Annotated in this window: 21 protein-coding genes, 2 pseudogenes and 1 riboswitch; of the genes and pseudogenes, 21 read left to right on the top strand and 2 right to left on the bottom strand. The window is 51.1% G+C overall.

Annotated features, from left to right (window positions below; all coding sequences use genetic code 11):
* From L1F29_RS29345 to L1F29_RS29330, 4 genes are all read left to right on the top strand, one after another.
* The gene (locus L1F29_RS29345) at window positions 1-870 is read left to right on the top strand and encodes a carbohydrate ABC transporter permease (RefSeq protein ID WP_258385548.1); all 870 of its coding nucleotides are present in this window, start codon (window positions 1-3) and stop codon (window positions 868-870) included.
* A gap of 27 nt (window positions 871-897) precedes the next feature.
* Window positions 898-1,884, top strand: coding sequence for a carbohydrate ABC transporter permease (locus L1F29_RS29340; RefSeq protein ID WP_258385547.1), 987 nt, complete (start codon window positions 898-900; stop codon window positions 1,882-1,884).
* 243 nt (window positions 1,885-2,127) lie between these two features.
* Entirely contained in the window at window positions 2,128-3,123 is a 996-nt protein-coding gene (locus L1F29_RS29335; RefSeq protein ID WP_258385546.1) for a Gfo/Idh/MocA family protein, read from the top strand.
* Window positions 3,120-3,989, top strand: coding sequence for a sugar phosphate isomerase/epimerase family protein (locus L1F29_RS29330; protein WP_258385545.1), 870 nt, complete (start codon window positions 3,120-3,122; stop codon window positions 3,987-3,989). The genes L1F29_RS29335 and L1F29_RS29330 overlap by 4 nt, the downstream gene beginning before the upstream one ends.
* Window positions 3,990-4,175: 186 nt before the next feature.
* On the opposite strand, the pseudogene L1F29_RS29325 reads toward L1F29_RS29330, so the two are convergent.
* Window positions 4,176-5,329, bottom strand: a pseudogene (locus tag L1F29_RS29325) (IS3 family transposase).
* Between the two features lie 377 nt (window positions 5,330-5,706).
* Here L1F29_RS29325 and L1F29_RS34560 point away from each other — a divergent pair.
* From L1F29_RS34560 to L1F29_RS34555, 11 genes and pseudogenes are all read left to right on the top strand, one after another.
* Window positions 5,707-5,943 (top strand): N-acetyltransferase, encoded by a 237-nt coding sequence (locus L1F29_RS34560; protein ID WP_373876447.1) that lies wholly within the window; start codon window positions 5,707-5,709, stop codon window positions 5,941-5,943.
* 15 nt (window positions 5,944-5,958) lie between these two features.
* A riboswitch (ZMP/ZTP riboswitch) is annotated at window positions 5,959-6,037 on the top strand.
* Window positions 6,038-6,092: 55 nt separating this feature from the next.
* Window positions 6,093-7,262, top strand: a complete 1,170-nt coding sequence (locus L1F29_RS29315; RefSeq protein ID WP_258385543.1) for a phosphoribosylaminoimidazolecarboxamide formyltransferase — start codon at window positions 6,093-6,095, stop codon at window positions 7,260-7,262.
* Between the two features lie 21 nt (window positions 7,263-7,283).
* Window positions 7,284-7,706 (top strand): GNAT family N-acetyltransferase, encoded by a 423-nt coding sequence (locus tag L1F29_RS29310; RefSeq protein ID WP_258385542.1) that lies wholly within the window; start codon window positions 7,284-7,286, stop codon window positions 7,704-7,706.
* A gap of 51 nt (window positions 7,707-7,757) precedes the next feature.
* Window positions 7,758-8,498 (top strand): sulfite exporter TauE/SafE family protein, encoded by a 741-nt coding sequence (locus L1F29_RS29305; protein ID WP_258385541.1) that lies wholly within the window; start codon window positions 7,758-7,760, stop codon window positions 8,496-8,498.
* 135 nt (window positions 8,499-8,633) lie between these two features.
* A complete protein-coding gene (locus L1F29_RS29300) occupies window positions 8,634-9,104 on the top strand; it encodes a GNAT family N-acetyltransferase (protein WP_258385540.1) in 471 nt (156 codons plus the stop codon).
* 287 nt (window positions 9,105-9,391) lie between these two features.
* Window positions 9,392-9,862 carry an ornithine carbamoyltransferase gene (locus L1F29_RS29295; protein WP_258385539.1) on the top strand — a complete coding sequence of 157 codons (471 nt, stop codon included), beginning with the start codon at window positions 9,392-9,394 and terminating at the stop codon, window positions 9,860-9,862.
* Entirely contained in the window at window positions 9,831-10,307 is a 477-nt protein-coding gene (locus tag L1F29_RS29290) for a Rossmann-fold NAD(P)-binding domain-containing protein (RefSeq protein WP_258385538.1), read from the top strand. The genes L1F29_RS29295 and L1F29_RS29290 overlap by 32 nt, the downstream gene beginning before the upstream one ends.
* A 210-nt stretch (window positions 10,308-10,517) precedes the next feature.
* Window positions 10,518-11,282 carry a class I SAM-dependent methyltransferase gene (locus tag L1F29_RS29285; protein WP_258385537.1) on the top strand — a complete coding sequence of 255 codons (765 nt, stop codon included), beginning with the start codon at window positions 10,518-10,520 and terminating at the stop codon, window positions 11,280-11,282.
* A gap of 130 nt (window positions 11,283-11,412) precedes the next feature.
* Window positions 11,413-12,357, top strand: coding sequence for a phosphotransferase family protein (locus L1F29_RS29280; RefSeq protein WP_258385536.1), 945 nt, complete (start codon window positions 11,413-11,415; stop codon window positions 12,355-12,357).
* Window positions 12,358-12,386: 29 nt separating this feature from the next.
* Complete coding sequence (locus L1F29_RS29275; RefSeq protein WP_258385535.1) at window positions 12,387-12,884, top strand: phosphotransferase; 498 nt, start codon at window positions 12,387-12,389, stop codon at window positions 12,882-12,884.
* Window positions 12,845-12,967 (top strand): annotated as a pseudogene (locus L1F29_RS34555) (phosphotransferase); the annotation flags it as partial. The gene L1F29_RS29275 and the pseudogene L1F29_RS34555, both read left to right, overlap by 40 nt.
* A gap of 45 nt (window positions 12,968-13,012) precedes the next feature.
* Here L1F29_RS34555 and L1F29_RS29270 read toward each other — a convergent pair.
* The gene (locus L1F29_RS29270) at window positions 13,013-13,156 is read right to left on the bottom strand and encodes a hypothetical protein (protein ID WP_258385534.1); all 144 of its coding nucleotides are present in this window, start codon (window positions 13,154-13,156) and stop codon (window positions 13,013-13,015) included.
* Window positions 13,157-13,263: 107 nt separating this feature from the next.
* Here L1F29_RS29270 and L1F29_RS29265 point away from each other — a divergent pair, with 107 nt between their 5' ends.
* The 6 genes from L1F29_RS29265 to L1F29_RS29240 all read left to right on the top strand — a co-directional run bounded on the left by L1F29_RS29265 (window position 13,264) and on the right by L1F29_RS29240 (window position 21,716).
* Window positions 13,264-13,833, top strand: coding sequence for a histidine phosphatase family protein (locus tag L1F29_RS29265; RefSeq protein WP_258385533.1), 570 nt, complete (start codon window positions 13,264-13,266; stop codon window positions 13,831-13,833).
* 130 nt (window positions 13,834-13,963) lie between these two features.
* Complete coding sequence (locus tag L1F29_RS29260) at window positions 13,964-14,773, top strand: phytanoyl-CoA dioxygenase family protein (RefSeq protein ID WP_258385532.1); 810 nt, start codon at window positions 13,964-13,966, stop codon at window positions 14,771-14,773.
* Between the two features lie 1,088 nt (window positions 14,774-15,861).
* Entirely contained in the window at window positions 15,862-17,163 is a 1,302-nt protein-coding gene (locus L1F29_RS29255; protein ID WP_258385531.1) for a glucosidase family protein, read from the top strand.
* A gap of 36 nt (window positions 17,164-17,199) precedes the next feature.
* Window positions 17,200-18,255, top strand: coding sequence for a hypothetical protein (locus L1F29_RS29250; protein WP_258385530.1), 1,056 nt, complete (start codon window positions 17,200-17,202; stop codon window positions 18,253-18,255).
* A gap of 34 nt (window positions 18,256-18,289) precedes the next feature.
* Window positions 18,290-20,068, top strand: a complete 1,779-nt coding sequence (locus L1F29_RS29245) for a sensor histidine kinase (RefSeq protein ID WP_258385529.1) — start codon at window positions 18,290-18,292, stop codon at window positions 20,066-20,068.
* Between the two features lies 1 nt (window position 20,069).
* Entirely contained in the window at window positions 20,070-21,716 is a 1,647-nt protein-coding gene (locus L1F29_RS29240) for a response regulator (RefSeq protein ID WP_258385528.1), read from the top strand.
* Window positions 21,717-21,727 lie beyond the last annotated feature (11 nt).

Genomic DNA, 21,727 nt, shown 5'->3' with positions numbered 1-21,727 from the left:
ATGAGTGGGAAAAGATTGAGTCTGGAAAGAAAGAAAATGCTGGCAGGCTATGTTTATATCGCTCCGTGGGCGATCGGTTTCGCGTTGTTTATGCTCTATCCCTTGATCTACTCCCTTTGGCTGGCCTTCCATGAGGTTGTTGGCGTCGGTAATTTCGACCTGGAGCCCGTTGGCTGGGGGAACTTCAATAAAGCGTTCGTGCTGGATACGCAGTTTATTCCTTTGTTTATTTCGGTGGTGCAGGATGCCGTCATCAATACGCCGCTTATCCTGGTCTTCTCCTTGTTTATCGCGATCTTATTGAATCATAAGATCCGCGGGCGCGCTTTCTTCCGCGCAGCGTTCTTCTTGCCCGTATTGATCGGCTCAGGCCTGGCGATGCAGCAGCTGCTGTATGCCGGTGTCGGCAGAGACACGCTGGTCAACGGAATCGGCGTTCCGGAAGAAGTGTTTCTGTATATGGGCCCGACATTCTCGCAGATCGTCTTTGATATGTTAAGCCGGCTTACCGTGGTCTTCTGGAAGACGGGGGTGCAGATTCTGCTCTTCCTGGCCGGGCTTCAAGGGATTTCCCTATCGCTCTATGAATCCGCAAGATGCGACGGAGCAACCGAATGGGAGATGTTCTGGAAAATCACGCTGCCGCTTATCTCGCCGATCATCCTGCTTAATCTGGTCTATACGTGCGTGGATTCCTTCACGGATATCAATAACAGGATGATGGTCTATATCAAAGATACGGCCTTCACGAAGATCGAGATGGGTTATGCGTCAGGTATGGGTTGGATCTACTTCATGTTCATCTTCCTGCTGCTCATTATCGTATTTGTTGCTACCAGACGCTTCGTGGTTTACACAGGTGAAAAATGAGAATGAGAAGCAAGGAGGTCGTGCAGCATGAAATCGATTCCGATTTCAAAGTCCAAGCAGCGGTTGGCTGAGCAGCCCACAAGCATCGCGAGCAAAGCGAAAGCGTTAAGGAATAATAGCCTATTAAGCCGAATCAGCAGCAAAAGCCGCTGGTTCTCCTTGATCTACCGGATATTCGTCTATGTGATTCTGATTGATTTGGCCTTTGTCTTTCTCTATCCGTTTCTCTATATGATTACGACCTCGCTGAAGCATCCGGTGGATCTGATGAACTTCACGATCAAGTGGATTCCGACGAGTCTGGCGTGGGAAAATTTCTACTACGGCATGAAGGGGCTGCAATTTTGGACGCATTTCAAAAACTCGGCCTTGATATCCGTACTGAGCGTGGTCGGTCAAGTGTTATCCTGTTCCTTCGTCGCCTATGGCTTCGCGCGTATTAAATTTCCCGGACGAGAGGTCCTGTTCGTATTGAGTATGTTCACAATGATCATTCCTCCGCAAACGATCATTGTGCCTCTGTTCATGCAGTACAAGACGATCGGATGGCTGGACAGCATGCTGCCGCTTATCGTTCCATCCTTCTTCGCCAATGGGCTAAGAGGCGCCTTATTCATCTTTATCTTCCGCCAGCTGTTCCGCGGGCTTCCGTGGGAGCTGGAGGATGCGGCAAGGGTGGATGGCTGCGGAAGCTTCCGCGTATACTGGAAGATTATTCTGCCGCTTACGCCGCCCGCGATTGTCGTAACGACGCTGCTTTCCATGGTATGGCATTGGAATGACTTCTTCGAGCCGTCGATCTTCCTGACATCGGAAGAGAAATTCACTCTGCCGATGATGCTTCCGCGGCTCTACCAGTCGCTGGATACATTGACGGGCAGCAGCTTTGAAGTATTCAGCTTGCCTGTCGTCATGGCCGCTACATTCCTTGCGCTGGTTCCGATGCTGCTTGTCTATCTCTTCCTGCAGCGGTACTTCATTCAAGGCGTGGAGCGCTCCGGGTTGGTTGAGTAAGAGTAAGCGAAACATCCACAAACTCATAGACCATGCTTACGAAGCAAGTTTGTTCCATTCGCTCCTGCGGGAGCGAAATCATTCACAAACTTAATAGTCCATGCTTACGAAGCGAGTTTGTTTCATTCGCTCCTATGGCAGCGAAACATCCACAAACTTAATAGTCCTATGCTTACGAAGCGAGTTTGTTTCATTCGCTCCTACGGCAGCGAAACATCTACAAACTTTTAGGAGGTTATCGAAATGAGTAAAGTGCGTATTGGCTTCATCGGTACGGGAGGCATTGCGGGGCTGCATGCCAGACAGCTGCTGGAATTGCCATATGTGGAAATTAAGGCGCTAGCGGATACGAGCGACCAGAACCGCGGCAATTTCGTGAATCGGTTCGGCCTCAAGGATGTGGCTCAATTCTCGGACTATAAAGAGATGCTGGATCAAGCGGAGATCGATGGCGTTGTGATTTGTTCCCCGCATACGCTGCATTTTCAGCAAGCCTATGATGTGCTCAGCAGCGGACGGCATGTGCTCATCGAGAAGCCGATGACCTGTTCATCCGCGGAAGCGGAACGGTTGATTGAGCTGGCGAAGCTGTCGGGCAAAATCATGCAGGTATCCTATCAGCGGCATTTTCAGCCGGAATTTATCTATATCCAAGATGCCATCGCCCGGGGGGAGATCGGGAAGATCACTTCGGTTACGGCTTCGCTCTATCAGGAGTGGAGACAGGGAACGCCCGGCTCTTGGCGGGCGAATCCGGCGCTGTCCGGCGGAGGGTTCCTCATGGATTCGGGCAGCCACATCATTGATGTACTGCTGTGGACGACGGGGCTGACGCCGGTAGAAGTGAAGCCGCAGCTGCATATGCACGGGGCGGACGTGGAGATCGATACCTTCACTTCGATCCGCTTCGCCGAAGGAGCCGTTGCCGGGTTGAATTTGGTTGGCTACTCCCCATGCTGGCACGAAACGTTCGCGTTCTGCGGGGAGAACGGCGGCATCTTCTACGATAACGGCAAGATTACGCTCCGCCGCTTGAGGCAGGAGGCAATCGTGCCGGAGCTTCCGCCGCAGACGACCAATCAGGATAAGAGCTTTATCGATGCCATCCTGGGGCAGCATGAGGTCATGGTGCCGGGCGAGTTTGCGTTGAAGGTTGTTAAGCTGTCGGAGATGATCTACCAGGCTGCCGGATATGATCCGATTGAAGCCCTTAAGTCGAAGGAGGAACACTCGGTATGAACGTCAAATTAGGCATGCGGATTCCGCCCAAAATCGGGTCGGAAGGAATGAAAGAGACGGCTCAGTGGGCGGCTGAAATCGGTTTGGATGTTCTGGATATCCCTAATTTGACTCCTCAATGGAAGGAAGCTTGCGATCAAGCGGGAATTGGGATCGGGTCGATCGACGCTCATCACACGTCCCGGCTATTAAGCCGCGACGAGACGCGCCGCGCGGAAGCATTGGAAGCCGCGAAGCAGCAAATGTCCGCCATTTCCGCTCTGGGCGGAAGCATCCTGTTCATGTGTCTTGTGCCGGAGGATCACTCGCTTCCGCGCAAGGAAGGGTTCGCGATCTGGAAGGATACGTTCCCTGAGCTTGTACGTCATGCGGAGCAGACGGGAATCTACATTGCCATCGAGGGTTGGCCTGGCCCTGCGCCGTATTACCCAACGCTCGGCTGTACGCCTGAGATGCTACGGGCGATGTTCGAAGCAATCCCGTCCAAGCATTTTGGCTGGAACTATGATCCATCGCACTTGGTTCGTCTCGGCGTGGACTATCTGCGCGCACTGAGTGAATTCGGGGAGCGCGTCAATCACTGTCATGGCAAGGATACGGAAATCCTGCACGATGAACTGTACGAATGCGGCGTGATCACGTCGACCTTCGGCGAGAAATACGGGTTCTCCGAAGGCTCCTGGCGGTATACTATTCCCGGACACGGCGATGTCGACTGGGGCAAGGTGGCGGTTCGTCTGGACCGGCTCGGTTATTCGGGAGCCGTTAGCATCGAGCTTGAAGACCACCGCTTCTGGGGCTCATTGGAAGCCGAGCGGCAAGGGGTTATTAAGGCAGCGGAGCATTTAGCCAAATTCTTTAGATAGATAAATAGAGAGAGAAGCAAAGCCGGTCATCCTGCGAGATGGCCGGCTTTGGTTTGTTTGCTGCGCGCCTTCTGCTAATGGGAGCTGCGGACTGTTAGCTGGGCTCGCGCTGTAAGGATGGAAAACGGCGTTACAGCCATCGCGCGATGGGAGACTGTATCTCTGTCAAGAAAGTGGACACAGTTTTTAAGCGATCTGGAGTTGCTCATAGTATCTTTTCTCGAACTGATGCGGGGTCAGGTAGTGAATGGACGAATGGATCCGGATACGGTTGTACTCGAGTTCAATGTACTCGTAAATCGCATCGTATGCTTGCTTGCGGGTCTTGAAGGTGGTTTGGTAGATGAGTTCTTTCTTAAGGACACTGTGAAAGGCCTCGATGCAGGCGTTATCGTAACAATTTCCTTTTCGACTCATGCTTCCAATCATCTCATTCGCCGCCAGTCGCTCGCAGTATTCCGTCGAGGCATACTGTGAACCTCGGTCCGAGTGGTGGATTAACCCTTTCGGCGGCTTTCGATGTAAGACAGCCTTGTCAAAGGCGTCTAGCACCAGCTCCTTGGTCATGCGTTCGCCAAGCGACCAGCCCACGATCTTGCGAGAGTAAAGATCCATAATACTCGCTAGATATACCCAGCCTTGCCGCGTGGCAATGTAGGTGATGTCGGCTACCCAAACTCGATTGGGTGCATCCGGTTTGAACGCACGATTCAGCACGTTTTCAAACACGGCCATGTTGTGCTTCGAGTTCGTTGTTGCTTTTTGCTTCTTCACTGTAATCGAGCGAAGTCCCATGTCCTTCATGTAACGACTCACCGTTTTGGTGGAGACTGTCCAGCCTTCTTCGCGCAGCTTTTCAGCGATCTTATCGCTCCCATAACGTTGCTTGAAGCCATCGAAGTGGTGCCTGATGCGTTTCTTCAGCTTCTGACGGCGTTTCTCCTGCTCGCTTGGTTTTCGCTTGACCCACTTGTAATAACCGCTTCGGGATACATTCATGACACTGCACATCTTCTCAACACGAAACTGGAAGCGGTGTTTATGAATAAATGAGTAAATCAGTCTCGGTTTTTCGTGAAGAAGTGCATCGCCTTTTTTAGGATTTCATTCTCTTCTTGCAACTCGCGATTCATTTGTTCAAGTTTATTCAAACGCTCGTAGTCGACGAATAACTGGGACTTCTCCCCAGTATCGGCAAACCTCTTTCTCCAGGCGCGGATGGTACTTACCGGGATATCCAGCTCCTTTGAAACTTCAGACGGGGATTTCCCTGTTTCTTGCATGTGCTTTACGGTTTGACGTTTGAACTCATCATCAAAATGTTGGCGAATATCTCCCATGACACACCTCGACCCTTATTGTTAGTTTTATTGTAACAGGTCGCTACTACGGTGTGTCCACTTTCTAGTCTAGCTGCAGACGGTGGTCTGTAAGTCCGTTTTAGGGACTTACAGAAGCAAAAGTCGAGGGGAGGGGATCGAGGGGCGCGCTGTAAGGATGAAAAACGGCGTTACAGACATCGCGTGAAGGGAGACGGTGGTCTGTAAGTCCGTTCTAGGGACTTACAGAAGCGAAGGGCGTGGGGGTGGGAGTTAGGCGCGCGCTGTAATGGGGAATAGGCTCCTCTATGCTTTCGGATTTGAGTAGACCCGCACATTCTTGGCAGTGCCAACGGTCACAAAAGAATTCATCGTAATTCGACCTCCTCGATTTGGTTATGGCGAAGGCGAGAGATCATGCTTGCCATCGAGTATGGCTGATCACATCCAACGATAACATACGGGCCATCCGTTATTATAAAAAAGAGGCTTCGACATCAAGGCCATCCACCGGCACGCCATTCCGGAAGCAAGAAAGATTAAACCATCGATCCCTGATCGGACTGGAAGGTATACCTGTTCAACATGAGATCGGGTTTGAATATTTACTTGTAAATAATGGATCTTGCGAGTAATATACGAGTTAAGAGTGAGCTGTGTGTGACTGGCGGAGCATGGGGAACCATGAGGGAGCACATGGAATAGCGGCCGTACGCCTGGGCAAAGTATTCGGATTAGATCCGGATGCTTTTTTTCGTTTATATAGAAACAGGGAGGAGCTATTGTGGTGGAATCAATTCATCTGCGCCATGGAATGAACCCGCATCAGTTGAACGCAACATTATTTGCCGTAGGGAAGTTACCGATCCGGATCTTGAACGGCCAGGCGAGCTATATCAATCTATTGGATGCCTTGAATGCCTTCCAGCTGGCTTCGGAATTAAGAAGATGCATCGGCCAGCCGGCTGCGGCTTCGTTCAAGCATGTTAGTCCTGCCGGCGCAGCCGTCTATTCGCCGCTCGGGGACGCTCTACTTCAAGCCTATTTCGTCCAAGGGCTGGAGCTCTCTCCATTGGCCGTAGCATATGCTAGGGCAAGAGGGGCGGACCGGATGTCTTCATTCGGAGACTGTGCAGCTTTCAGCGATCGGGTCGATATAAGCGTCGCGAATTTGCTGAAGAAAGAGGTGTCGGATGTTATCGTTGCACCTGGCTATGACGCGGATGCGTTGAGCCTGCTCAAAGAGAAAAAGAGCGGCGGCTACCTCATTATCGAGATCGATCCCGACTATATCCCGGATCCGATTGAGCGGCGAACCGTATTCGGCATTACATTCGAGCAGGAAAGAAACAAGGCAGCGATTTCGGAAGAGCATCTGCAGCATATTGTCACGGTTCAGGACCGGATTCCTGCAGCATCCAAGAGAGATCTTCTGATCGCCATGATTACCTTGAAATACACGCAATCCAATTCCGTGTGCTTTGCGCTTGACGGTCAGACCATCGGCATCGGTGCCGGTCAGCAATCCCGGATCCATTGTACGCGGCTGGCTGCGGATAAAGCGGATAACTGGCGGTTAAGACAGCATCCTGCCGTGCAACAGATGCGTTTCCGTACAGGTCTGACGCGTGCGGAGATCAATAATGCGATTGACGGCTGGATCAACGACCATTTTACATCCAATGAGGAGCAGCAGTGGAGACGGCACTTTCATATCGTGCCTGATCGACTTGCAGAGGCAGAGAAACAGCAATGGCTAGCGGGTTTAAAAGGCGTATCCTATGCTTCCGATGCGTTCCTCCCGTTCCGCGACAATATTGACCGGGCGGCTCAAAGCGGCGTTAAATACGCCGTTCAAACCGGCAGCTCGACCCGCGACGCTGAAGTTATCGAAGCGGCCAATGAATACGGAATGGTAATGGCTTATTCCGGTATCCGTTTGTTCCATCATTAACTGATCGGAGGTACGAGCGCTATGGAGGTTATGTACAAGAATTATGTGATCAGCGACGACAAGACAAGGATCAACGTTCAGACCGTGATCGATTATTTGACCAGAAGCTATTGGGCTCATAATAGACCGATAGAGAAAATTAAGAAATCGATTGCGAATTCGGCGTGCTACGGCGTGTATGATGGAGAGCAGATGATCGGTTTTGCGCGAATCATTACGGATGGCGCCACGATGTACTATTTATGCGATGTGTTTATTTTGGAGGCGTACCGAAAACAAGGGATTTCGAAGAAGCTCGTCGAGACGATTACGAACGCTCCTGAGTTCGAGTGGATGACAGGATTACTCGGGACGAAAGATGCTCATGGACTTTATGAACAGTTCGGATATCATAAAGAGGGAGAGCGCATGATGAGAAGAATCCCGCAAGCGATCAAGAAGTAGACGGAGGTCACAGACGACTCTCGTCTTCAGTTCCACTTAGGAGTGTTGGGTTTGGGTGAGTATCTATTTGTATGGTTAGTGGGATTGGCGGCCGGGGCGGTCAGCGGCGTTATTGGAACAGGCTCGTCCATTATGCTGCTGCCCGTTCTCGTCTTTACATTCGGACCCAAGCAAGCCGTGCCCATTATGGCTATCGCTGCGGTTATGGCGAACATCTCCAGAATGATCGCCTGGTGGCGCGAGGTCGACTGGCGGGCTTTCGCCGCTTATTCGCTTACGGGCGTGCCTGCCGCAGCCATCGGGGCCCGAACGTTGTGGATCTTGCCGACGCATATGGTCGATATCGGCCTAGGCATTTTTTTCCTGGCTATGATTCCTGTACGGCATTGGCTTGATGCACAGCGAATACGCATTCGCTTATGGCAGCTGTCCGCCGCCGGTGCCATGATCGGCTTCTTGACCGGCGTCGTGCTCTCAACCGGCCCTCTCAGCGTGCCGGCGTTCACTTCCTACGGATTAATGAAAGGCGCCTTTCTTGCCACGGAAGCCGCCAGCTCGCTTGCCATCTATGCAAGCAAGGTTGTGACCTTCCATGAGCTAGGCGGTCTTCCGATTACTGTGATGACTCAAGGCATTATCGTAGGCGTCTCGCTCATGCTCGGAACATTCGTCGCCAAACGGATTGTGCAGCGTATGAGCGTGATCTCCTTCCGGTATGTGCTCGATGTGCTCCTTCTGGGATCCGGGGTTTCAATGTTGTGGACGGCGCTTCACCAGCTTCTTAGCGGCTGATCCAAAGAGGCAAAAGGAATGAATTTTAATCCGCATGGCGAAGCCGAGCATTTTCTTATATGAGCTCGTATCACTTCTCTCACTAGATGAAAGGAAGAGCTGGCATTTGGGGACTGAGTATGGAGGAGGGCTTCAATGATTCGTTTAGCTGCGGCAGATGACGCGCACTTGGTACATCACTGTATGATCAGGGCTTTCGAGGAATATAGGTATGCCGACATTCCTTCAAGCGCGCTTGATGAAGCCGTTAACTCGATTGAAGAGTCGTTCAGGAGCGGTATGGAACAAGCCTTGGTGTATGTGGAGGATGGAATTCCGTGGGGATCGGTCAGGTTCAAGACAGATGCGGACTCGTTGTACTTCTTCCGGTTATCGGTATGCCCTGAGGCTAGAGGGAGAGGGATTGCAAAATCCATGCTGGCCTGGCTCGAAAATATGGCTCGCGAGCAGGAGAAGACAAAGCTGTGGTGCAGAGTCCGAATGTCGGTACCCCAGAATATTCTGCTGTACCAATCCATGGGTTATCAGGTACATAAGGAAGAGGTCGTTATAAACCCTAACGGCTTTCCCGTGAGAACAGTCCTGATGCAAAAAGAAATAAGCTAGAGACGGCTGCCTCGGGGCAGTCGTTTTTGCGTTCTTATGGCAGATTCCGATGCCGACAAAATATGTTGGCTTCAGCCGAAGGGTTTTTGCAGCTGCAAAGCCGAAAAAGGGCGTTACAGCGCTCGAATCGGTCGCGGTCGAAGAGGTTTTGCAGCCGTAATGCCGAAAAAGGGCGTTACAGCACCAGCATCTACTCGACCAACATATCTATTGACAATATATTACCAGTCACTATATTGTATTAATATTCAAATGAATGAATAAAAATGCAATACAGGGGGTAGTGAATGAAGCATCTCTTGACGCTAAAGGAACTGGATAAGCAAACCTTGACCGCCATCATTCAACAAGGCATCGAGATAAAGAACAAACCTGAACGATACTACCGCGCGTGCGAAAGAAAAGGGCTGCTGATGCTTTTTCAGAAAACGTCGACCCGAACGAATCTGTCCTTTCAATCCGGCATACAGCAAATGGGCGGCTATCCCGTCACGATGGACTGGAATTCAAGCAACTTTCGTATTTCGCCCATCAAATATGAAGCGCGTTACGCTTCAAGGAACTGCGATTTTATTATGGCGAGGTTGAAGAATCATTCGGATTTGCTGCAATTAGCCGAGCATTCCCGTGTTCCCGTAATAAACGGCTGCTGCGAGAAATATCATCCTTGTCAGGCATTGGCGGATTTCATGACGATCTACGAGGTGAAGGGGACCTTTCTCCGGTGTGACGCTGACGTATGTGGGAATCCACAATAATGTTGCCAACTCTTTGATAGCGGGCTGCATGACATTGGGTATTCATCTTCAGCTCGTGACGCCTATTATCAACGATGCTTCATGGGATGAAGAGCTGATGGAGACGGCCTATCGGAGCGGGTATGTCGAGAACGTGGGAAGCATTTCCGAAGCTCTTCCGGGGACGGACTTTATCTATACCGATACATGGGTGGATATGGAACACTACCAAACGGATCACTACGAGGATGAAAAGAATCGAAGAATCCAGCTGATGATGCCGTTCCAGATCAATAAGCAAAACCTGGGCAGCTTCACCCCCTACATCATGCATGATATGCCCATACATCCCGGATTTGAAATCGAAGAGGATCTGATCGAATCGGATCAATCGATTATATATCAGCAGGCTGAGAACAGGATGCATGTTCAGAAGAGTTTGCTGCTGTATTTGCTTGAGGACTAAGGGAAGAGATGGATACAGCTATACTTTCCCTAGACATCCTAACATGCAGGAGTTAGTATAAATGAACATTAATGGAAATGGAGTGATAGCGATGAATGCGAAACGAGCGGCAATGGCGGATATCCGTAAGAAATCCGAGGTGCGGAAGGGATAATCGACCTGCGTACACCTTCCGTGTCGTAAGAAAATTCAATACATGGAGGGAACTAGATGTTGGATACGAATGGGAACTACCGGGGCTATGTTGCCGAAACGTATGATATATGGTGGAATGGCGACACGTTCTTTGATACACAGTTCTATAAAAGGCTCATGGATGAAGTGCCGGGAATGGCTCTGGAGATCGGCTGCGGAACAGGACGATTGCTATTGCCTTATTTAAGTGAAGGGTATGAGGTTGAAGGCGTTGATTGCTCTGATGAAATGCTGGATTCTTGCCGGAAAAAGGCCGCAGAGAAGGATCTGTCTCCTGTCTTGTATCGACAATATATGCAGGAGCTCGATTTGCCCAAGAAATACTCAACGATCTTCATCCCCTTGGCATCTTTCATGCTTGTAGCCGACCGTAATGAAGCCATGCAGGCTCTAAGCAAGTTATACGCCCATCTTGAAGAGGGCGGGCAAGTGATCATTCCGTTGTTTATCCCCCAGAACGCAAACAAGAAGGAATGGACGGCCGCCCATTCGGGTAAGCGCCATGACGGTTCGGATATTCTGGTAAGCTCGACATCGTCGATCCATCTTCATGAACAAGTTCAGACCAAGATCGAACGATATGAAATTATACAAGGCCACAGTCTTGTGGAAACAAAGTTCTACACAATGAAGCTGCGATGGTATTACAAGTATGAATTCACGATGATGCTGGAAAAGTTCGGGTTCCACGATATTTCGATCTACGGCGGGTATGATGGTCAGCCCATGAATGACGACCAAACCTTCTTCATATTCAGAGCAAGAAAGCAGCATGGGTGAAGGCCGGTATGTAGAGGCTTGACAGCGGGCAAAGATATGGTGGCAAGGTTACATCACGGTTGAGAAATTTGCAGAAGCTGTCGGCGTTCGGAAAAAGTTGAATGCAAGGACAGCTAAGGGGCATGTAAGAATGAAAGATCATGAGGTTCAATTAGTAGAAGAAACCATCAAACGGCATGTTTCATCCGAGGCCGCCGTGATAAGCATCGAAAGTCGGCCTATCGGCATGGGCTTGCAGGCCGTCGACTTGGTGCGGCACAACGTCAGGCTGCAAGTGAACCAAGAAGAGATAGGCATCTCTCTCATTACGAAGAAAGCCACATACATCGAGCGGTCGACGATCTCCCTATTATTTTCGCAATCGGCCAACGTGCCTTATAGTCTATCTTCGCATCCGGACTCCCTGGACAGAAGCTTGATGTGCATACAGGATGTAGATTACGAGACGGATTACAGCAAGCTGGACATTGATGCGCTTCAGCAGAAAGAAATGCAAGCTTTGGCTTGCATCCATAGAACCAACATCGGAAAAGAGGCGGCATTGCCATGGTTACCGCGCGTCGATCAAGCACATATAAGCGAAATGCTGAACACGCGCTGGAAGCCTTCTTGGGAGGCCGCCAAAGATAATCAAGCATTCATAGAAGAGTTTGGCGCATACACCGTATCCGCGATTGAGGAGACAGCGCATCATATCGTGAAGGATATTGAGGCCGTCATTCAGGATGAACGAACTTATACATTAATCCATAACGACCTCAATCCGGGAAACGTTCTCGTTCATCGTAACGAAGAGGTTTATTTTATCGACTGGGAGGAAGCGCGTTACGGCTCCCTATTCTTCGATATTCCGCTTCGGTGCAGCAGCTTGAAGCTGGCAAACGATTATCGGGATCTGCTATGCTCCTTAGGTATTGAGATCCCACAAACCCGGTATGAACAGCTCTTCGCCATCGCGTCCCGATACTTGGGCATTCGTTACATGAGCTGGAACCTCAGCGCTTGGCAGCATAATCAACAGGCGAAGAACGACTTGAAGAAATATATCGGGATGGTGATCGACCCGTTGTTTTGACGGGGTACCGGGTTGGAGGGGGGAGTAGGATGATTCCAGATCATATCAAGGCGCAAGCGTTCGCCCTGCTCGGCTGTCAGCCTGCCGAAGCTAGACTGTTGGGAGGCTACGATAACAACGTATATGAGATCAATCGGGGCGGCGAGCCTATCGTTGTGAAACTATTAGACAGGTCAAAGGCGGCCGAGAGTCAAGTTCGAGCCGAGATGGAATGGCTGGAATACTTGGTTTTGCACGGGTTGAAAGTGGCTAGGCCAATACGATTGATTGAAGATACATACATTAAGCCCATTTCGGATGATATCTATTGTATCGCCTATCACAAGGTGAACGGGGGGCATATCGATCCACAGGACAATCATGTCTGGAATTATGCGCTGTTCGAACAATGGGGAGAGCTGATGGGGAAGCTGCACGTTCTCGCCAAAACCAGAACCGATCAAGCTGTTCATCCTCTAAGGATGATTACGGCTTCATTCATGGCGATTTGCATCATCACAATCTATTGCTTAGCGGCGATGAGTTAACGCTCATCGATTTCGGAGATTGCGAGTATCATTGGTTCGCTTATGATATCGCGATCGTTATCTACCATGCTGCCCAAACCGTGCGAGCAGGACGGGCAAGGGAAACGTTCACCAGATCCTTCTTCTCCTCATTCATGCAAGGATATAGGGCGGGTAATCCCGTCATTCCGGCTTCTTTTCTCCCTCAGATCGATTATTTTATCGACTACAGACGCTTCTACTCTTACGCCTACCACAGCGTTTACGCCGACAAGAGCCACCTCACGGAACAACAGCTGTGCCTCCTCCATGAGATGAGATTATCGTTGATGAAGGGAGAATCGTATTTAGGAATATCGATTGTGCCTATGTAAACGATTTGAAGAGAGGGGATGGAGAGATGAAAACCGTCATCTATATGGTCAGGCATGCCGAATCGCCATATGTGCATGGAGAAGAAAGAACCAGAGGGCTATCGGAAGCGGGACACCGAGAAGCCAAGCGGGCCGCAGAGGCGCTGCGGGAGATGGAGATTCATTATGTGGCTTCCAGTCCGTATGCGCGTGCTGTACAAACGGTACAAGACATCGCGAGCGATCGTTCTCTTAGCGTCGACGAATATGAAGACTTGAAGGAAAGGTCGATTAAGGGGGAGAATGAGACGGATTCTTGGGAGGTACTGGAGGAAGCGATCCGCAGATCCTTCGAAGATAAAGATTATGCCCTGGACGGAGGCGAATCTACCCTTCAAGTGCAGCGGAGGTCCGTTCCGGTAATTGGGAAGCTGCTTGACGAGCACCAAGGAGAGAATATAGTCATTGGAACACACGGCAATATTATGACGATCATTATGAATCATTATGATGAACGGTACGGATATGAGTTTTGGCGGCAGACCTCGAAACCGGATATCTATAAACTTGTATTTGACGGGCAGCGGCTGGAAGCTGTCGAGCGAATTTGGCATTGATGATCGCCTCTTATTACCTAAATTGAATATTGTTGACAAAGTTTATGCGCGTTACTATACTGAAATTGATTTTGATATTGTCTACAATATTCGTTTTGATCAATTCAACAATGAATAAGGGGATAGTACAATGTTGAATGCGAAGCAGCGATTTCTCATGGATACATACGGCTATGTTGTTGTACCGAATGTGGTAGAAGAAGATTTAATGAGCCGAGTCCGTCAAGCGATGGACCGGATGGACCGGGAGCTTCCGGTCCATCAGCTTAATGAGGAGCCTTGGCCGCCCGGGAAGCCGCGCAAATCCACAGGAACGCCCTATTTTTCAAAATTCGGCCCGTGCATCGAGTACGATCCTTCCTTCCTGGAGATTGCGATGCATCCTAAAGTAATGGCCATTGCAGAAGATATTGTCGGCGGGCCCGTTCGCTATGAAGAGCAGGAGTGCTCCATCAATAGCAAGCATCCCGAAGACGATCATATCGATGTGAAGAAGCTGGGGTGGCACCGCGGGATCGGGACGGATTTCTCCGTATTCAACGGCGAAGGCAGGAAGCATTACTTATGGATCAAAGCCATCGTATTCCTGACGGACATCGGCCCGGAAGATGGCGGAACGAGCGTAATCCCCGGAACCCAGAATAAGGGAACGGTTGAAGATCTCATCCCCGACCTGGAGCCGTGGATGGTTCATCGGGCTCAAGGTCCGGCGGGCAGCGTGCTCTTCTTCTCGGAAGCGCTTATCCATTCCGTCACCCCGATTCTGTCGGATAAGAAGCGCTACATTATGATTACCGGCTATGTGCCGCCATTCATGCGGGAATACAGCGCGGAAGACTGGGTTAGCGAGGCATTCCTGGAGAAGGTTGGGGAGAAGGAACGGATCTTCCTGACGGGCGATCATCCGAAGAGAAGCCGTTACAGTTACCGCCGATTATAAAACGAGAAGTGGGAGCCGAACGCCGCTGCGCAGCCGCGTTCGGCTCCCACTTCTTTTGACCTTAAGCGCAGGGGCAGCAAGAAGGCGATAAGGGAGCCTGTCGACTAAGCCTGGGCAGCGCAGCAAACGAATGAGCCCTCCTCATGTTTTGAAAGGGCTCTTTGGTCGATTATTGACCGACATTTCGGGCGTAATCAAGTACACCGTCTTATGCAACTCATGGGTCTCAAAGCGATCTTTGAAGCCCAATTCGAACAAACAGCTCCAAGCCCAGTATACTTGCCTAATTTGCTTCGCGGCTTAACACCGCATGCTGCACAGGCAGAAATCCCTACGACCGGTTGCTGTTGCCGGATGCTTGCATGCAACCACTATCGTGCAGATACATGAATGATGAGGTTTAATGTTGTATTTTATACAACATCATTTCTTTATAAAGCCCCCAATTGCCGAAATGTTGTATTTTATACATCAATGTAGTGATGAAATCAGGGATTAGCCGTATTCAGGAGGAATTCTTGTACAAAGTGCAACAATATCCGGATTATCAAGGTTTTTGCTATAGCAATGTTGTATAAAATGCAAGATTACAAATCCTCACCTATATATGTAACCCTATCCAATCCCGCACACAGCTCCTAGCCCGCGGAGTCTCGCTGCATGACGGCGGTCGGTTGACCACATGCGGGAACGCATGCGCGGCGTCGGTTGTAATCTGGAATAAACTGACTTACGCCTGTGGATAATGGAGTAGCCAGGACGGGGTGACCGACCTCCTGTGGTTTTTTTGCTTCTTGCTGTGCCTTGCTCAGATGTGAGTCATATTAGCAAATACCTTTCCAAGCCTTTTCAAAGGACGGCGACAACTGTTTCACCTTCAGATCTATCGCCATTTGCTTTCATCAAAAATCGGCCCTTAAAAAAGGAAATACATACGTCGCGGTGAAGTTTTACAGGGCATCTTGATGGCAGCTGAATGGATGTGGAAATGGAAATGGAAATGGGAATGGGAATGGGAAGGACACTAATCGGCGTGAGGTGCTCGCTTGCCGGGCACTTCGATGACGCGAGAACTGGAGATGAATGCGATGGAGATCCAAGCACTGACGTCTGCGATCAGAGATCCTCTGATCAAGCGAGGCGTGGAGGAGGCAATCCGCAAGACTTTGCTGCCCGCGCTGCGAGAGGAAGCGTTTCGCGGCCATTTTATCGTCGATGCAGACGGAACGCACTTCGGCAAGGAATCGGTATTTCCCGGTTTGGATGCTTGGGAGATCGCCGGGGCTTATCTATGTCTCGGCAAGACGCGCAGCGTGCTCGATTTCTTCGAGTTCGTTCAGGCTTCCCAGCGTGCCGACGGACATATTCCGTTCGCGGTGTTTCCCGACGGACCCAATCTGGACCTCACCACCCATCTGCGCGGGGTCGACTATCCGGCCGATGTCTTTACATACCCTTCGCCAGATTGGGAAGGGCACCCGCTGGAAGCTGGCTTGCGGCGCTGGGTCCGGTTATTTAAGCACTGGGTTCCGACCAATCCGCTCGGCGTGCTGGCGCCGGTCAGCTATATTTTGATGGCGGAGGAGATCGTCCGGCATACCGATGACGTTCATTGGCTGCTGGAGAAGCTTGATTCGCTTGATAAGGCGGCCGAATATATTCGCTCGCGAAAGTCGGAGAACGGACTGATCGATGGAGCCGGCTTCTACGTTGAATTACATTTGCGCTACGAATGGGACGGGGTTACGCAATGCTATACGATCCACGTCTTTCGCATGCTTGCCCGTCTTCAACGATTAGCGGGAAATCCGGCACGCGCGGACGATTGGGAACGGGAAGCCGCGGTACTGGAGAACGATTTTCAGAAGCTATTCTGGCAAGGCGATCATTTCGCGGAATACATCCATCCCGAATTTGGTTTAGTGGACTTTCACGGCCTGACGGATGTGAATTGGGCTGCGATCGCATTCGGGATCGCAACCGATGAGCAAGCCGCCGCGGTGTGGCCGTTAATGAAAGCGGAGGAACGGCTATGGCGCGGCGACATGCCAAGCCAGACGGTCGCGGTGCATTATTTGTTTCAAGCATGGGAGCTGCACGAACGTCTTCCTTTCGAGGGACGCAATATGGGCCCGCTGCATGATGTCTCCGCCATGGGACGCGTCTGGTATTTGGAAGCGCTTGCATGCTTGCGGATGAACGATACCGAACGTTTGATGACCTCCATACGTCTCGTTTGCCAAATGGGCGAACGGCACGACTGGTTCTGGCATGAGCGCTATCAACCGATGCAGACGTGGGATGTGCAGCCGACAGGGGCTTATAAATATTGCGAATATGCAGCGATCCTGGTGCGGCTCGTGCTTAGTAACCCCGAGTTGTTCCGGTAATTCGGTTCATCATTTTCATAACGGGAGATGAGATAGGTGAGAGATACAAGTTTATCGTACGCATTGACGGAGTTGTTGGAAGATGCAGCCGACAGGCTGTTAGCCGGAGATATCCTTGGCACGGCCGATCCTCGGAATATCGCCGCTGCCATCGATGAGTTCTGCAACCGACGCTTGAATAGTCCCGTTAAGCAATGCCTGTATGCCGGCTTCAGCGTCGGCGCGTCGTTTGGGCTGGAGCTCGCGGACAGCAGGCAGGTGTTCATGAAAGTCCATAAACTGACCGGTCCGGAAACGATAACGGCCAATTCGAAACAATCGCTAACCGCTTCTTCGACGGTACAGAAGCATTTGGCGGAAAGCGGCTTTCCATGCCCGGAAGTGCTCATTATGCCGGAGGAATTCGGAGCCGGCATCGTAACGGTCGACGCCTATGCCACGCCGGGCGAGCAGCAAGACGCGCACGATCCGCTGATTCGCAGAGCGATGGCGGAGTCGCTGGCGGAGCTGATCGAGCGGGCGCGTCCCTACCGATCACTGCCGGGACTGAATCCAGGCGCGTTCTGCGCGAGCCGGACGCTCTATCCCGTTCCGCACAATGCTCTGTTTGATTTCGATAAAGCCTATAAAGACTCGGATTGGATAGACGCGATCGCCAGATCGGCCAAAGACGAAATCGATGCCAACCGCTCGAATTATAATCTGGTGCTGGGACATGTCGATTGGTCCGCCAAGCATTTTCGCTTCGAGAACGGGAAGGTCGCCATGATTTACGACTGGGACAGTCTGAAGCTGGAGGATGAGCTTCATCTGCTCGGTCTCGCGGCGGCGACCTTTCCGACGAACTGGGATATTCCCGTCGTTATCACGCCCTCACAGGAAGAATCCGCATGGTTCGTCAGAGAGTATGAAGCGGCGCGCGGGATTCCCTTTACAACGCAGGAGTTGGCGGTCATTTCCGCTGCAGCTACGTATGTGATGTCCTACGTCGCCAGATGCGAACTGGCGATCAATCCGAACAATGAGCGGTATGAGGGCAGTTTCCGTGAAGCGCTTCAGACGATGAAAGGAAACCGCTTTATTGCCTGGTAAACGGTGCCGCCAGCGTGTTGGAGAGGAGTTTCCAATGAGAGCGAAGCTGAAGTTTCCGTCCTTATCGCTGTATTATCGGCTTGTTCTGACGTTTCTTCTCGTGCTGCTTCCGCTATACGGGTTGACCTTGATAATGAGCGAAATCAACTCGAATGTCGTACAAGACGAGGTTACGAAATCGATGACGTCGCGGGTCCAGCTGTATCTGGATCTATTGGAGGAGGATTTCGATCGGATCCTCAAATTTCAACAGGAATTCGTCAACAACGAGGATTTGATTAAATTAAGCACGGCCGCGAATATCATGTCGGATTTCGAGAAGTCACAGGCGATCCTGCGGCTGCAGAGCCGGTTGTATCTGATTAAAGATTCGAGCCAATTCATCGAGAATGTCAGCGTGAGTATTCCGCTGCTCGACCGGACGATTTCTTCCAATGCCAAATACGTCGAGCCGTTTGACACGGAGGAATACGAAGGGCTGGTTACGCAAAGCAACCGGTACGTGTCTCCTTTCGTATATTGGCGGGACCGGCTGTACATCAGCAATTTCTATCCGTTATCCGCTTCATTGACCCAGCAGCCGCCGATCTTTGTCGTCGGCATTCAACTCTCCAAGGATGAAATCCGTCAAGCGCTGCAAAAGTTTACGATCGACGGCAAGGGCGGGGCCGTACTGATTTACGATCAGGAAGCCGATTTGATCTTCGCCAATCACGAAACCGATTTCCGAGAAACAGAGATCAATGCATTTCTTCAGGGCCGCGCCGACGAGCACAAACCGAATCTAACGCTTGAATCGATGGTCGTCGGCAATGAGCCGTACTTCGTCGTCTTCGACCGCTCAAGCCAATTCGGCTTTATGTTGATGATGTACGTCCAGGAGAAGCATATTCTCGGTCCGCTGCGAACGTTCCGGATCGGCTATTGGCTGCTGTCCGGCGTTTCGGTCATCATCGTCGTCATCTTCTCCTATCAGATCTTCAGGATGATCCATCAGCCGTTGACGTCGCTGGTGCATTCGTTCCGCAGAGTCGAAGACGGCAATTTCGGCATGATCAAACCGCATCAATTCAAGCATGAATTCCGCTACTTGTCCGATCATTTCAATTCGATGGTGATGCGGCTTAACGTGCTCATTCACGAAGTATATGAGCAGCGTTACCGGGCAAGTCTCTCCGAGCTTCGACACCTGCAATCGCAGATTAATCCCCATTTTTTGTACAACAGCTTCTTCCTTCTCTATCGTATGGCAAAAATGCAGGATTTTGACGTCATTACCCGGTTCACCAAATATTTGGGCGAATATTACCAGTTTCTCACGCATAGCAACACGAGCTCTGTCACACTGCAGGCGGAGGTCAATCACGCCCGGACGTATACGGAAATTCAACATTTCCGCTTTCATGACCGCATTACGGTGGAATTCGCCGAATTGCCTCCCACATTCAACGCTGTCCAGGTGCCCAGGCTGATCGTGCAGCCGATTATCGAGAACGCTTATGTCCACAGCTTGGAGCGAAAGGAAGAGAACGGACTTCTGCGGGTCTCGTTCGCCGAGGAGGACCGATGCATCATTATCACGGTGGAAGACAACGGCGAAGAATTGAGCGCCGGGAAGCTGGCCGATATGGATGCGCTTCTGCACATAATCGATCCTGATGAGACTGAAAGCGCAGGCATCTATAACGTTCACCGAAGGCTGCAGATCGAATTCGGAATCAAGGGCGAATTGCGCTTTACCGTGAGCTCGCTTGGCGGCTTGCGGGCAGACATCGTCATTCCTTTGACCCAGGAAGGAAAGGAGGCCGATTGACATGTACCGCGTGTTGATTGTCGATGACGAGAAATATACGGTTGACGGACTCTACGAAATGCTGCATGAGATCGATCATATCGAGCTGGACATCTACAAGGCCTATTCGGCGAAGCAAGCCTTGCAATGGCTGGATCGGACGAAGATCGACATCGTTCTGTGCGATATCCAAATGCCGGGCATGAACGGCCTGGAGCTGCAGCGGGTCATCAATGCCCATTGGCCGTACTGCAAGATCATTTTTCTGACGGGTATTAACGATTTCAACACATCCCAGGCCGCGTTCCGGGGAGGAAGCGTCGATTACATCCTGAAGACGGAAGGCGACGAAGAGATCGTCAAGGCGCTCGAGAAGACGGTCGCCAGCCTCTCCGAACATTTCAGGAACGAACAAATCCTGCTTAAAGCCGCGGAACAGCTGTCTGCTGCAATACCGGCGCTGCAGAAAGAGTTTCTCACGAGCTTACTGGAGAACGAAGAAGCCGCCCTTCGTTTGAAACAAGAAGATTTCGATCAGGCATACATTCCGCTGTCTGCGGGCATGCCCGTCGTTATCGTGTTAGGACGGGTGGATCGCTTTAGCCCTCATCTCAACACGTCGGAACGAACGATTCAGCTGTATGCGATTCGGAATATCGCGAAGGAGTATTTGAGCGGTTTGCAGCTTGCGGCAGTCATCCTTGACGAGGCGCGGTTCGCTTGGTTCATTCAACCGGAAGAGGCCGGCGAAGAACCGGATCGGGCCCGCTGCATCCGCTTCATTCACGGGACGATGGAATCGATTCAGCGGACGTGCAGGGAGCTGCTGCAGCTTCCTGTTTCCTTGATCCTCGGCGATTCGTTTGCCGCTTGGCCGAATGTCGCATTGACATTCAAGCACCTGGAGAAGCTGTTGATCGTCGGCATGGGGCATGGGGGCGAAATGCTGCTCACCACCCAGACGCCGGATAAGGCGCCCGCCGGGGCCGAGCCGGCAAGGACCAAGCCGGATTTGCGGGGCAAACCGTTCTATCCCGAAACGCTGCATGCGCTCCTTGCCCAGGAACAGGAGAAGGATTTCCTCCGTGTCGTCGACGACTACATCGGAATGGACAAGGTGCTCTCCTACAATCACCACGATTACCTCGAAGCCTATTACGGCATGTCGACGACGTTTCTCTCTTATATCAACCAATGGGAGCTGGCGGGTCGGATCGCCGGCGATATCGACGTGGACAAACTGATGAATCTTCAGGCGCACCCGTCCAAGGAAGAGGCGCTAACTTATTTGCGATTCGCGGCGAAAGTGCTGTTCAAACAAAAGAAAGACGAGCAAGCCCAGCGCACGAACAAAGTGATCGATCAGATTAATCAATACCTCATGTCGAACCTGGGGAAGGATCTGTCGCTTGCCCGGCTGTCCGAGGTCGCCTATCTGAATCCGTCTTATTTGTCGCGCCTGTACAAGCAGCATACCGGCATCAACTTATCCGAGGCGATTATCGATTTGAAAATTGCGAAAGCTAGAGAACTGCTCGCAAATCCGGTTTATAAAATCCATGAGATCGGAGCGATGCTCGGATTTGAGAACGCTGGCTATTTTACGCGGTTCTTCAAGAAAAACATGGGTATGGCGCCGCAGGAATTCCGCGACCGGGGAAACAGGTAAAGAAAGGAGAA

It is taken from the genome of Paenibacillus spongiae (genome assembly GCF_024734895.1).
Classification (GTDB): domain Bacteria; phylum Bacillota; class Bacilli; order Paenibacillales; family Paenibacillaceae; genus Paenibacillus_Z; species Paenibacillus_Z spongiae.
The sequence above is the reverse complement of the archived record's forward strand: the minus strand, read 5'-3'. Positions and strand labels throughout refer to the sequence as shown.

Coding starts and splice junctions, on each gene's coding strand:
- L1F29_RS29345 (WP_258385548.1), top strand. CDS start 1: ATGAGTGGGAAAAGATTGAGTCTGGAAAGAAAGAAAATGCTGGCAGGC.
- L1F29_RS29340 (WP_258385547.1), top strand. CDS start 898: ATGAAATCGATTCCGATTTCAAAGTCCAAGCAGCGGTTGGCTGAGCAG.
- L1F29_RS29335 (WP_258385546.1), top strand. CDS start 2,128: ATGAGTAAAGTGCGTATTGGCTTCATCGGTACGGGAGGCATTGCGGGG.
- L1F29_RS29330 (WP_258385545.1), top strand. CDS start 3,120: ATGAACGTCAAATTAGGCATGCGGATTCCGCCCAAAATCGGGTCGGAA.
- L1F29_RS34560 (WP_373876447.1), top strand. CDS start 5,707: ATGGCGAAGGCGAGAGATCATGCTTGCCATCGAGTATGGCTGATCACA.
- L1F29_RS29310 (WP_258385542.1), top strand. CDS start 7,284: ATGGAGGTTATGTACAAGAATTATGTGATCAGCGACGACAAGACAAGG.
- L1F29_RS29300 (WP_258385540.1), top strand. CDS start 8,634: ATGATTCGTTTAGCTGCGGCAGATGACGCGCACTTGGTACATCACTGT.
- L1F29_RS29295 (WP_258385539.1), top strand. CDS start 9,392: ATGAAGCATCTCTTGACGCTAAAGGAACTGGATAAGCAAACCTTGACC.
- L1F29_RS29285 (WP_258385537.1), top strand. CDS start 10,518: ATGTTGGATACGAATGGGAACTACCGGGGCTATGTTGCCGAAACGTAT.
- L1F29_RS29280 (WP_258385536.1), top strand. CDS start 11,413: ATGAAAGATCATGAGGTTCAATTAGTAGAAGAAACCATCAAACGGCAT.
- L1F29_RS29275 (WP_258385535.1), top strand. CDS start 12,387: ATGATTCCAGATCATATCAAGGCGCAAGCGTTCGCCCTGCTCGGCTGT.
- L1F29_RS29265 (WP_258385533.1), top strand. CDS start 13,264: ATGAAAACCGTCATCTATATGGTCAGGCATGCCGAATCGCCATATGTG.
- L1F29_RS29260 (WP_258385532.1), top strand. CDS start 13,964: ATGTTGAATGCGAAGCAGCGATTTCTCATGGATACATACGGCTATGTT.
- L1F29_RS29255 (WP_258385531.1), top strand. CDS start 15,862: ATGGAGATCCAAGCACTGACGTCTGCGATCAGAGATCCTCTGATCAAG.
- L1F29_RS29245 (WP_258385529.1), top strand. CDS start 18,290: ATGAGAGCGAAGCTGAAGTTTCCGTCCTTATCGCTGTATTATCGGCTT.
- L1F29_RS29240 (WP_258385528.1), top strand. CDS start 20,070: ATGTACCGCGTGTTGATTGTCGATGACGAGAAATATACGGTTGACGGA.